This window comes from Dyella sp. CR10 (assembly GCF_055814425.1).
Genome location: NZ_CP185986.1, coordinates 4,732,216 through 4,744,720, shown reverse-complemented (window position 1 = coordinate 4,744,720; position 12,505 = coordinate 4,732,216). Strand labels below are relative to the sequence as shown.

At 66.6% G+C, this 12,505-nt stretch carries 8 protein-coding genes; 4 read left to right on the top strand and 4 right to left on the bottom strand.

The window, feature by feature from the left end; translation table 11 throughout:
• Positions 1 to 57 precede the first annotated feature (57 nt).
• Positions 58 to 2,544: a sensor domain-containing protein gene (locus tag ACNR9O_RS21330; protein ID WP_473684982.1), complete on the top strand. Its 2,487-nt coding sequence runs from the start codon at positions 58 to 60 to the stop codon at positions 2,542 to 2,544.
• 40 nt (positions 2,545 to 2,584) lie between these two features.
• On the opposite strand, the gene ACNR9O_RS21325 is transcribed toward ACNR9O_RS21330, so the two are convergent.
• Genes ACNR9O_RS21325 through ACNR9O_RS21315 form a run of 3 tightly spaced genes read right to left on the bottom strand, consistent with a single transcriptional unit; the run spans position 2,585 to position 5,447 of the window.
• Positions 2,585 to 3,034: a GNAT family N-acetyltransferase gene (locus ACNR9O_RS21325; RefSeq protein ID WP_473684984.1), complete on the bottom strand. Its 450-nt coding sequence runs from the start codon at positions 3,032 to 3,034 to the stop codon at positions 2,585 to 2,587.
• 21 nt (positions 3,035 to 3,055) lie between these two features.
• Positions 3,056 to 4,447 carry a nitrogen regulation protein NR(I) gene (gene ntrC / locus ACNR9O_RS21320; protein ID WP_473684986.1) on the bottom strand — a complete coding sequence of 464 codons (1,392 nt, stop codon included), beginning with the start codon at positions 4,445 to 4,447 and terminating at the stop codon, positions 3,056 to 3,058.
• Positions 4,440 to 5,447 carry a two-component system sensor histidine kinase NtrB gene (locus ACNR9O_RS21315; protein ID WP_473684988.1) on the bottom strand — a complete coding sequence of 336 codons (1,008 nt, stop codon included), beginning with the start codon at positions 5,445 to 5,447 and terminating at the stop codon, positions 4,440 to 4,442. Before ACNR9O_RS21315 ends, ntrC begins: the two co-directional genes overlap by 8 nt.
• Before the next feature lie 134 nt (positions 5,448 to 5,581).
• On the opposite strand from ACNR9O_RS21315, the gene ACNR9O_RS21310 reads away from it, so the two are divergent.
• From ACNR9O_RS21310 to ACNR9O_RS21300, 3 genes are all read left to right on the top strand, one after another.
• Positions 5,582 to 6,907 carry a DUF4189 domain-containing protein gene (locus tag ACNR9O_RS21310; protein WP_473684990.1) on the top strand — a complete coding sequence of 442 codons (1,326 nt, stop codon included), beginning with the start codon at positions 5,582 to 5,584 and terminating at the stop codon, positions 6,905 to 6,907.
• Between the two features lie 235 nt (positions 6,908 to 7,142).
• On the top strand, positions 7,143 to 8,957 hold the full coding sequence (locus ACNR9O_RS21305; RefSeq protein WP_473684992.1) for a GGDEF domain-containing protein: 1,815 nt from the start codon (positions 7,143 to 7,145) through the stop codon (positions 8,955 to 8,957).
• A gap of 195 nt (positions 8,958 to 9,152) precedes the next feature.
• On the top strand, positions 9,153 to 11,948 hold the full coding sequence (locus ACNR9O_RS21300; RefSeq protein ID WP_473700829.1) for a TonB-dependent receptor: 2,796 nt from the start codon (positions 9,153 to 9,155) through the stop codon (positions 11,946 to 11,948).
• 101 nt (positions 11,949 to 12,049) lie between these two features.
• Here the strand turns inward: ACNR9O_RS21300 and ACNR9O_RS21295 are convergent, their stop codons facing one another.
• Entirely contained in the window at positions 12,050 to 12,490 is a 441-nt protein-coding gene (locus ACNR9O_RS21295) for a hypothetical protein (RefSeq protein WP_473684996.1), read from the bottom strand.
• Positions 12,491 to 12,505 lie beyond the last annotated feature (15 nt).

Sequence of the window (12,505 nt, the reverse complement as noted above, 5' to 3'; positions counted from 1 at the left end):
CGCGAGTTGGCGCATGATGCGGGCTCTAGCGTCCTACAGGGGTGACGGAAGGACGGTATGGGCATCCAGCGGTTCCAATCCGGACTGCAGGCCGGGACGGTGTCGACCGAGCCCGACTGGCCCGTTCGTGTCGTGCACGGCGCACCGGCGCTGATCACCTACATCGACCGCGAGCACCGCATCCGCTTCGCCAACGCCGCGCACCAGTCCTGGCTGGACGTAGACCCGGACCGCCTGATCGGCCGCCGCGTCACCGAGCTGCTGGACGAGACCAGCCTGCTCCAGGCCGGGCCTTGCCTGGAGCAGGCCTTGCGCGGTCACCCTTCGGTCTACGAGGGCGAGATGTTCAGCGGCCACTCGCGCTGCTACGTACACGGCAGTTTCCAGCCCGACTTCGACGCCAACGGCGAGGTCTGCGGCGTCTTTGCCGTGCTTATCGACATCACCGAACGCCATGCGCTGGAAACGCGCCTGCGCGAGAGCGAGCAGCGCTTCTTCGGCGCCTTCCAGCACGCCGCCATCGGCATGGGGCTGGTGGCGCCGGACGGGCGCCTGCTGCGCGTCAACGCCGCGCTGTGCCACATGCTCGGCTACCGCGAGTCCGAGCTGCTGCAACTCAATATCCGCGAACTCACGCACCCGGACGACGTGGCCAAGAGCGCGGAACTGGCGAGCGAACTGATGGAAGGCAAGCGCGACTCCTATCAGCTGGAGAAACGCTACTTCCACCGCGACGGCGGCGTGGTGCACGTGCTGCTGAGCGTATCGCTGGTGCGCGCGCCGGACGGCACGCCATTCCATGCGGTGGCGCAGATCCAGGACATCAGCCAGCGCAAGGCCTACGAAGAAGCGCTGTTCCGCGAGCGTGAGCTGGCCGAGGTCACCCTGCGCTCGATCGGCGACGCGGTGATCACCACCGATCTGCAGCTATGCGTCACCTCCCTCAACCCCATCGCCGAGGCGATGACTGGTTGGCGCCATCACGAGGCATTGGGCCGGCCGATCGAAGAGGTGTTCCGCCTGCTCGACGGCGACGCCGACGAACTGCTGCGCAATCCGCTGCGCGAAGCGATCGGGCGCGACACCATCGTCGAGCTGCGCGGCAACGCGATGCTGGAGCATCGCAACGGCTTCCGCACGCCGATTGAGGATTCCGCCGCCTCCATCCATGATCACGCCGGCAATGTGATCGGCGGCGTGCTGGTGTTCCATGACGTCAGCGCCACCCGCGCGCTGGTGCTGAAGATGGCGCACATGGCCCAGCACGACACGCTGACCGGCCTGCCCAACCGGCAGTTGCTGCAATCGCGGCTGGCGCAAGTGATCGCCGCGGCACGGCGGCGGCAGGGACGCGCCGCGCTGGTCTTCATCAATCTCGATCACTTCAAGCAAATCAACGATTCGCTCGGCCACCAGACCGGCGACCAGCTGCTGCGCCTGTTCGCCGCGCATCTGCGCGGCCTGCTGGGCGGCGACCACATCGTCAGCCGCACCGCGGGCGACGAGTTCATGGTGGTGCTGCCCCATGTGGACAACGCACTGGAGGCAGCCAAGACCTGCGAACTGCTGATGCGCCGCTGGCACGAACAGCCGCCGCCCGAGCTGGCCGAGTTCGCGATGAGCTTCAGCGCCGGCATCAGCCTCTATCCTGACAACGCCGAAGACGCCGAAGGCCTGATCCGGCACGCCGACACGGCGATGTACGAGGCTAAGATGCAAGGCCGCAACAGCTACCGGCTCTTTACTCCCGCGATGACCGAACGTCCCGCCGCGCAGATGCGCATCGAGCGCGACCTGCGCGCGGCGATGCGTCGCGGCGAACTGCAGCTGCATTACCAGCCCAAGGTGGATGCGCTCACCGGCGCGGTCGTGGGCGCCGAGGCGCTGCTGCGCTGGCAGGTGGACGGCCGCGAGATCTACCGGCCCGACCAGTTCGTGCCGGTCGCCGAAGAGAGCGGCCTGATCGGCCCCCTGGGCAAATGGGCGCTGCAGGAGGCTTGCCGCCAGGCCGCCGCCTGGCACCGCGCCGGACGCGGCGTATCGATCGCCGTGAACGTGGCGCCGCCGCAGTTCCTGCAGCCCGGCTTCCACGACGCGCTGCGCGACATCCTGCGCGAAAGCGGCCTGCCGCCCGGGCTGATCGAGCTGGAGCTGACCGAACGTATGGTGATGTCCGGCGGCGACCACAGCCGCGCGCTGATGCAGCAGCTGAAGGAACTGGGCATCAGCCTGGCGCTGGACGATTTCGGCACCGGCTACAGCAGCCTGTCCTATCTCAAGCACTTCCCAATCGACGTGCTGAAGATCCCGCGCACCTTCGTGCGCGACGTGGCCACCGACACGGACAGCGCCGCCATCGCCGACGCCATCATCACCATGGCACAGAACCTGGAAATGAGCGTGGTGGCCGAAGGCGTGGAAACGCTCGAGCAGGCGGACTACCTGCGCCAGGCCGGCTGCCGGCTGCTGCAAGGTTTTCTCTACGGCGCGCCGATGCCGGCGGTCGAGTTCGAACGGCTGCTGCAACCGGAAATGTCAGCCTGACCGCATAGAGCGAGATGGGCGCAGAGCCCCCGGCTGCAAGCTACAGCGCCACTTCGTACATGAAGTAGTGGCAACGTTCCATGCCCAGTCCCGCATACGTTCGCTGCGCGCGCTCGTTCTCGGTTTCCACGTAGAGCCGCACGCCGACCGCGCCGGCGCTGCGCGCGCGTTCGGTGACCGCGTCGTACAGCGCGCGGAATACGCCGCCGCGGCGCGCCTCTTCCACCACGTACACGCTCTGTATCCAGTAGAAATCTCCGCCGCGCCAGTCGCTCCATTCGAACGTCACCAGCAGGCAGCCCACCGGAACGCCAGCGCGTTCGGCCACCAGATAGAAGCCGCGGCGCGGTTCGTCGAAGACCGCCGTCACGCCGCGCTCCAGGACTCCCGGGTCGAGGCGCTTGCGCTCGGTCTCCCAGGCCATGGCCAGGTTCCACGCGGCAATGTGGGCGATGTCGCCGCGGTCGGCGGCTCGTACGGCAACGGACATGGATCGGCTCCGGATCGTTCTTCAGGGTTGCTTGGTCGGCCGACGCACGCGCGATGCGCCGAGCTTGCGGGTCAGCGTGTTGCGCCCCACGCCCAGCGCCTGTGCCGCATGCTGGCGGTGGCCGCCGTGCGCCGCCAGTGCGGCCTGCAGCAAGGTATGGTCGAGCGCTTCGCGGGCGCGGGTGTGGATATCGCTCTCGCCATCGGCCAGCGCCTGCGCCGCCCATTCGCGCAGCGCATCGGTCCAGTCGCCAAGCGCCGGCGCGGCCGCGGCGCCGCCGAGGTCCGCCGGCAGGATTTCCGCGCCGGGCGCGATCACCGCCAGGCGTCGGCACAGATTTTCCAGCTCGCGCACGTTGCCGGGAAAATCCCGCTGGGCGACTGCCTTCAGTGCGGCCTTGGAGAAACGCTTCGGCGGCAGTTTCAACTCTTGCGCCGCGGCGGCAAGGAAGTGCTGCGCCAGCAGCGGAACGTCGGCGCGCCGCTGGCGCAGCGGCGGCAGCTCGATGCGCACCACGTCGAGGCGGTGCTTGAGATCGGCACGGAACAGCCCCGCCGCCACGCGTGCATCCAGATCCTGGTGCGTCGCCGCGACGATGCGCACGTTGCAGCGGATCAGCTCGCGCCCGCCGACGCGGTAGAACTCGCCGCCGGCCAGCACGCGCAGCAGGCGCGTCTGCAGCGCCAGCGGCATGTCGCCGATCTCGTCCAGGAACAGCGTGCCGCCCTCGGCCTGCTCGAAGCGACCCGCATGACGCCGCGTCGCGCCGGTGAACGCGCCGGCTTCATGGCCGAACAACTCGCTTTCCAGCAATTCGCTGGGAATGGCCGCGGTATTGAGTGCCACGAATGGTTTGTCGCGGCGCGCGCTTTCCTCATGCAGCGCGCGCGCCACCAGTTCCTTGCCGGTACCGGTCTCGCCGGTGATCAGCACATTCAACTCGCTCGCCGCGACGCGACCGATCAGGCGGAACACTTCGCGCATCGCCGGGCTTTCGCCCAGCAGCGCGTGCGGTGGTGCCACCGGCACAGGAGGAGGTGCCGCCGCGGCCGGCACATCGGCCAGTGCGCGCTGCACCGCGGCGACCGCCTGGTCCAGGTCGAACGGCTTGGCGAGGTAATCGGCAGCGCCGGCGCGATAGGCCGCCGCCGTGGTGGCGACGTCGGTGAACGCGCTCATCACGATCACCGGCCCTAGCCCGCGCGCCTTCAGCTCACTCAGCAGGGCCAGGCCGTCTTCGCCGGGCATGCGCACGTCGGTCAGCAGCAGCGCGGGCCGCATCGTGCGCAGCGCTTCGCGTACCGCGGCGGCATCGCCGAACTCGCGCACCGCCAGGCCGGCGTCGCGCAGCGCTTCGGCCAGCACGAAGCGCACGTTGCGATCGTCGTCGGCGATCCAGATCTCTTCACTCATGCGGGCGCTCCAGCGGCAGGTACAGCGAAAACACGGTGTCGCCCGGCCGGCTGGCGAAACGCAGTTCGCCGCCATGCTCGCGCGCGATTTCGCGCGCCAGCGCCAGCCCCAGGCCGCTGCCGTCGGCACGGCCGGAGACCAGCGGTTCGAACAAAGTGTCGCGCAAGGCGGCGGGCACGCCCGGACCGTCGTCGATCACATCCACGCGTAGCGCCGTGCGCAGCACGCGCTCGCCGACGCGCAGGCCGTGCTCGACACGTGTGCGCAAGGTGAGCGTGTGCGCGCCGGCTTCGATGGCATTGCGCGCGAGGTTGAGCAATACCTGCTGCAGGCGTTCGGCATCGCCGGTCACGTCGGGCAGGCTCGGGTCGTAGTCCTGGCGCAACTGCGGTGCGTCCGCCTCGGCATGCAGCAGGTCGCACAACCATTCCAGCTGCTCGTGGATGTTCACCGGCCCCAGCCGCGGCGCGCCGTCGTGATGCAGCAGGCGATTGGCCAGCGAGGCCAGCCGGTCGGCCTCGGCGATCACCAGGCCGGCCAGCGCCTTGAGATCGTCGTCGCTCACGCGGCGCTGCAACAGCTGCGCCGCGCCGCGCAGCCCGGCCAGCGGGTTCTTCACCTCGTGCGCGAAGCCGCGCAGCGTTGCCGACAACGGCGAGGTCGCCGCCGGCAGCTGCGCCAACGCATGCACCTCCAGCAACCATTGCCCGTCCACCGGCTGCAGCCCGAGGTCCACCGCCAGCTCGCGGCCACGCCCCGCCAGCAGGTTCACGCCGCGCCATTGCACCGGCCGCTGCTCGGCCACCGCGCGCTCGACCTGCGCCAGCCAGTCCGGCTCGTGCAGCAACAACCCCAGCGGCTGCCCGGCCGCACTGCGCGGCCCGGTATCCAGCCACTCGGCCAGCGCCGGATTGATCCAGGCCACGCGCAGCCGCGCATCGACCAGGGCCAGCCCGGTCGACATCTGCTCCGCCCAGGCGCGCCAGGATGTCGTGTCCATTGCACCATCATGGGCAATGCATTGTATTGGTGCAATGCTTTCATCTGATCCGGTTTTCTCCAGGTCGAACGTGGGATCTACAATCGCGCGCGGCTGGTCGACCGGCTCGCCACAAACCACAGGGAGTGAAAGGAATGAGTGTTGAAAGAATCAGCCGTCTGCAAGGACGCCATCCCCGGCATTTCGTGGTTCCGCTGCTGGCCTTTCTCGGCCTCTGCCTGTTGTCGGCCGCGGGACCGGCGCGTGCGCAGGCCTATTACTGCAATGGCGCCCCCGGCGAAATAGTGGTGGGCATGTCGCAGGGCGGCAACGGCATCGCCTCCATGCCGCTGTGTCAGCAGGTCGACAACGGCAGCCCGCAGCAGGCGCCGCAGGGTTACATGCCGCAGATAAAGCTGCCGGACACGTACATGGCGGTGATCATCCATCCGGATACCTCCAAGTTCTGGGCGGCCACCGGTTACGGCAGCAACGAAGCGGCCACGAAGGATGCGCTGCACGCCTGCACCGAGGTCATGGGCGAGGGCTGCGAAGTGGCCGCGGCATGGTCCAACTTCTCGCAGATCGCCGTGGTCGAGGACGCGGCCGGCAATCTCTACGTGGAAGGCGAGCGCACCGGCGGCCGGGCCGAGAAGAACGCGCGCAAGACCTGCGAGAAATACTCCTCCGGCTGCCACACGTTGGCCGTGGTCGACAACAGCGTCATTCCGAAGCAGGCTTTCCCCACCGGGTCGCCGGAACGCCGGCCGTTCGCCGCGATCGCCCGCCCGAAAGGCACGCCGCCGGAAAAGTGGGACGACACCGCCTGGCTGAGCAGCGGCCAGGCCGGCTTCAAGGCCGCCGAAGACGCGGTGCTTTCTCAATGCCGTCGCGATACCGGCGCGGAGTGCGAACTGCGCGTTTCCGTCGGCAACGGCCAGATCGCCCGCGTCGCGGACGACACCGGTCGTGTCCTATGGCTCAACATCTCCAATCCCGCTGCCTTGGCCAAGCAGGTCCGCATCAATTGCCCGAAGGATCACGACTGCCGCGTGATCGATACCTTCGATGCGCATGCGCAACGCACGGCGACGCTCGAAGTGAGCCGGTCCGACGCCCCGGCCCGCGGCTTCTTCTCGCTGGCCCGGCCAGCCGACCAAGCCGCCGAGAAAACCTGGGGCCGGCGCGCGCTGGCCACCGGCCGCGCCAGCCGCGAAGCCGCCCAGCAGGCTGCCGTCGCCCTGTGCGAAAGCGAGAGCAAGACACGTTGCGAAGCGGTGCCGAAAGGCGGCGACCGCGGCACGGACCAGTTCTTCGTGCTGACCCGCGATACCGCCGGCGAGGCGCTGATCTTCTTCGGCATGTCGGCCGACGACGCGCAGGGCGCAAGAGACAAAGGCTGCACCAAGGAAAGCCTGACCTGCCCGAAGGGCGTCACGGTCGATCTCGCCAAGCCCGTCACGACGACGCTGAAGATCTGACGCGAACCGCGCGCCCCATGGCCGCATCGCGCGCCCGGCCGGCATCGGCCGGGCTAAGTCGACGCTAAGCACCACCTCATCCGCACTGACGCCCCTTGCCGCCCCGCGGCGCGGGCGGAAGTGTCCTACCATCACGCCATGTACACATCGTCACCGCGAACGGTCGACATGCGCCGCCGCAGCCCTGCGGGCGCGGCTGTGCCTTCGCTGTCGTCCATGCGGTAGCGCGCATCGCATGAGCCGCCGGCACCGACGCATTGCACCGTGGGCCGCGGGAATACTGGCCTCATGCGCGTTTGCGCTGACGGGCCATGCCCTCGCCGACACCATCGGGAATCCATCGGCGTTTCTCGCCCGTACCGAAAGCCTGCGCACCGAAGACCATCCGCGCTTCGTCCGCATGCTCGACCAGATCCATCGCGAAGCGCCGCGCCTCACTACGTCGGAGCAATGGCAGCTGCGCTATCTCGATGCGTGGCAGACCATGTTCGAAGGCAACCATGCCAAGGCCGAGAGCGAACTGAAAGACATCATCGCGCACGGCGGCGACGAGACGCTCGCCGCGAAGGCGTCGGCCCTGCTCCTCAGCAACCTGGCCGCCAACCGCCGCTACGCGGAGGCTTTCGCGCTGGCCAACCGCGTGACCGCCGATCTGCCGAGAGTCAAGGACCCCGGAGCGCGCTTCGCCTTGCTCACCAATCTCTCGCAGATGCTGAACTTCGCGGGGCAGACCGACCTTGCCATCCAATATGCGCAGATGGCCGAGCACGACATCCCGCCCGGCGAAACGCTGTGCCGTCCGCTCTACATGCAGGCTGCCGCGCTCTACAACGGCAAGCGCCTGGCCTTGGGCGATCCGATCCTGCAACGCGCGCTCGATGCCTGCGAAAGTGCACGCCAGCCGGTGTTCGGTAATGCGCTCTGGCTCATCCTGGGCACGCTGTACCTGGATGCGAACCGCCCGACCGATGTCCTGGCCCTGCTGGATCGTATCGGACCGAGCATCCACGCCAACCAGTACCACCTGCAGATGCTGTCAGCACAACTGCAAAGAGCCCAGGCCTACGAAAAGCTCGGTCGCGATGACGAAGCGAGAAAAGCCGCACTTGCCGCAGTGGCGATGAGCGATCCGGGCGACGTCAACGAGTGGCTCAGGGATGTCTACGAGGTGCTCTATCGGGTCGAGAAGAAGCGCGGCAACACCACCGCCGCGCTGGCCTACTACGAGCGCTACGCAGCACAGGACAAGGGATATCTCGACGACATCAGCGCCAGAGCGGTGGCATACGAGACAGCCCGGCAACACACGCTGCTGCAGAACTTGGAGACGGAAAAGCTAAGCCAGCAGAACAGCATTCTGCGCCTGCAACAGGCGCTGGACGTCAAGACGATCGAAACCGGCAGGCTCTACATCGCCTTGCTGCTGCTGGCCCTGGCCTGGTTCGCGATCTGGCTGCTGCGGCTGCGCCGCTCGCAGCAGCGCTTCAAGAAGCTCTCCAGCCAGGATGGCCTTACCGGCATCCTCAATCACCAGCACTTCATCGCCGAAGCCGGGCAGGCCTTGCGATCGCTGGAGCGACGATCCGGCACCGCCTGCCTGATCTTCATCGACCTCGATCATTTCAAGCGGATCAACGACACTCATGGCCACGCCCGGGGGGACGCCGTCTTGCGCCACACCGTGGCGTTGTGCCAGCAGGCGTTGCCCGCCGGTGCGCTCTTCGGGCGACTGGGCGGCGAGGAATTCGGCGTGTTGCTTATCGATTGCCCGCGCGAACAGGGCAAAGTCGTCGCGGAGCGCATCCGCCGCACGATCAAGGCATCGCCGCAGCACGAAGACAATCTGACCATCGCACTTTCCGTCAGCGTCGGCCTGACCTGCACGGACACCTCGGGCCATGCGCTGCAGAGCCTGTGCCGCGCCGCCGACGCGGCGCTTTACCAAGCCAAACGCGATGGACGCGACCGCATCGCCGTCGACGGCGAAAGCAACCGCCACGGTCACTTGAGGGTAGTCGTACCGCCAGTGGATTTTGATCGATCTATCTAGGGGTATTTTTGCGATTCCATGTTTCGCGCGTATGACGTCACGCGCGCATCGCCAATATGTCATTTAGACGTCTGGACGCGTCAGCTTGGTGTGGGATTTTCACGCGATCGCCACGTAATCTTCACGCACGCCCACTAGTTTCGCCGGCTCCTTTCGGCCCCTCCATGGCCGATCGCCTTCCACACTCGAGCCTTTCTGGAGTTGCGCTGCATGCGTCCGACGAATCATCACCTGCTGTCGCGAGCGATCGCGACTGCCCTCGCCAGTCTTGCCCTGGCCGGCACGGCCTTCGCCGGCGATGTCCCCGCGGCCGCGCCGCAGGACGGCGCCGCCGCGCCCGCTCCCGCGACCACGCTGGGCAAGATCACGGTGGCGGCCAACCGCTACGACGCCAGCCAGCTGCAGATGGATGCGGTCAACACAGTCAACGTGCTTTCGGCGGACGACCTGAAGTACACCGCTGTACACAACGTGGCTGAAGCGCTGGGCCTGCTGCCTGGCGTCAACGTGTTCAATACCGGACAGTCCTACTTCGGCGGCATCGACGGCGCCTCGCGCGGCGAAGGCATGTTCACCTCGGTGCGCGGCCTCAATGCCGAATACAACGTCAACCTGATCAACGGCGTGAACGTCGCGCAAGGCATGGCCTACAGCCGCGGCGTGCAGCTGAGCCTGCTGCCGCCGTCGGGCCTGCAGACCATCGTGCTCAACAAGACCTCCACCGCCGACATGGACGGCGACGCGATCGGCGGCACGATCGATTTCCGCACGCCCACCGCGTTCGATTTCAGCGCGCCGATGAGCGGCAGCGTCACCGCCAGCGGGCGCATGGAAAGCCGCGCGCGTGACTACGGCGACAACGGCCTGGGCGGCGGCCTGGCCGGCGAGTTCCAGACCAAGTTCGGCCAGGAAAAGCAGTTCGGCGTCTACGCCAGCGCGTATTACGACAAGCGCAACTACGTGAACAGCGAAGCGGCCGCCGCCTCGTCTGCGTTGAACGATGGCGCGTGGGAATTCGCGCGCACCACCGCATCGGGCGACAACGCGCCGGGCTTCGACCCCGTGCGCAACCTGATGAGCACCGGCATGAACATCGGTACCTCGTCCGGCGACACCAAGCGCTACGGCGGCAACATCTCGCTGGACTGGAAGGTGGATGACACCCTCACCGCCTACGCGCGCGCCACCTACGGCTACGCCAAGACCGCGCAGAACACCACGTACCTGCAGATCATCCCGGCTAACGTCAAATACGTGCCGGTGGGCAGCACGGGCTTCTACCAGCCGATGATCGGCCGCATCGCTACCCGCTTCTGGTACGAGACCAACCCGGAGAAGGCGGACCTGGCCACCTTCCAGGTCGGCGGCGACAAGACGCTCGGCGGCTGGACGCTCTCGCCCAGCCTGTTCTACAGCTTCGGCGATAACGATCGCCCGGACCACGTCGAGATCTCCGCGCGCAACGACCAGTACAGCTCCGCCAATTTCCAGTACGGCGCCAGCATGGTCATGAGCTACGGCGCGGACAACCTGCCCTACCCGATGCTGACGCCGGCGATGAACGCGCAGCTCAACAGCGTCGCCACCCTGTACGCGCGCCGTGCGGGCCAGCTGACCAAGTCGTACAGCGGCCAGGAGAAGGGCGGCCTGAAGTTCGACGCCCGCTACGACTTCGACGACGGCGGCCCGCTGCGCTCGGTGCAGATGGGCGTGAAGTACAGCGACGCCCACCGCGAGTTCACCAACCGCGACTGGACCACGGCCAAGTTCAACGACGGCCGCAGCTTCGGCTCGCTGGGCCTGATCGACGGCGGCTATTCCTCGGTGTTCCCGGGCGTGTACGACTACAACGTGCCCACCATCGACCAGAGCGCGCTCAAGCGCCTGATCGCCTCGCACGTCACCGACGCCAACCTGGATACGTGCAGCGATCTGTACATCAACAACTGGAACTGCAACACGCAGCGCGCCCGCGAGACGGTGAGCGCCGCCTACGCCATGGCCAACTTCAAGTGGGGCGACCTGGAAGTGATCCCGGGCCTGCGCTTCGAACACACCGACATCCGCAACACCTTCTGGGTGACGCCGCGCGATGCCGCCGGCAAGGAACAGGTGGGCTACTTCGCGCGCAACTTCACGCATTACGACGAACCGCTGCCCAGCCTTTTCGTCAATTATCGCGACGGCGACAACGCGGTGTATCGCGGCTCGATCTGGAGCAGCTACACGCGTCCGGCCTTCGTGCAGCTCGGCGGCGGTTCGCAGGTGAGCGTGTCGGCCGATGGCCTGACCACGATCACCGAGGGCAACCCCAACCTCAAGCCGATCAAATCGCTCAACCTCGACCTCTCCGGCGAATGGAGCAACCAGCACGGCGGCCACGCGATGGCGGCGCTGTTCTACAAGAAGCTCTCCAACTACATCTACGAATCCGGCAGCAACCCGGTCAACGCCGGCACGGCCGACGCCGGTTCGATCCAGTACGTGCGCCCGCAGAATGGCGGCGACGGCAAGGTGTACGGCGTGGAAGCCGCGGGGCGGCAGAAGTTCCAGGACATGCCGGCACCGTTCGACGGCTTCGGCGTGGGCCTCAATGCCACGCGCCAGTGGACGAGCGTGGATCTGGGCATGGACGGCTTCCGCCACCAGCGCATCCAGAACGCACCGGAGCTGATGGGCAACGCCGAACTGTTCTACGAGAAGAACGGCTTCTCGGTGAACCTCAGCTACCACTACGCCGGCTCGTACATCGCCACCTACGACTACTTCGGCCAGAACGCCGCGTGGGACAACCTGTGGATCCGCCCGGTGACGCGCGTGGACCTGCACGCCGGCTACGCCTTCCCGCACGGCTTCCAGGTCGACCTGTCGATCTCCAACCTCACCAAGAACTACACGTACTGGTCGCACGTGGGCCGCAACAGCCTGGCGATCTCCGACGTGGTGGATTCGGGCATGACGACCTTGCTGACGGCGAAGTATTCGTTCTGAAGTTTTTTCGTTCCGCCGCACGATGCCGGGTGCGGCGGAACGACGACTCTTCGACGGAGCTGGCAAACAGAGCGATCAACCGTGACGATGTCTCGCCGACGTCAGGGGCAGACATACGGTTCGACGTCAAATTTCAATGTCTTGTCCGTCATGGACGCAATTGCTTTCTCGTCTCCGAACTCGGCATATCCGATGAAACCGGACAAGTCCTTTCCCGGCTCTATGCGTAATTCTCCGCATCCACCTGGGCAGTAGCCAAAATTTGTGTCCTTCGCTGGCAGATCTTGATCTTTCACTCTCAGAACAGCCCTTGTTCCTCCTGACTCGACCTTTCCTTGCCGGCTCGGCCATTGCTCAGCTGTCAAGCACAGCGGCCTGTAGTCCCTGGATACCAGGCGCAGATCAAACCTCGCCAAAGCATCATTGACGCTGGTCACAAGCTTGAATTTAGCCGGCACCTTGGCGTCGTCCGGTCTTGTAGCGCTGCATGCCACCGACAAGACCATCGCTACGGCCGCAGCGGAGGCGTGAAACCATCTCATTGCGTGTAGTCCATC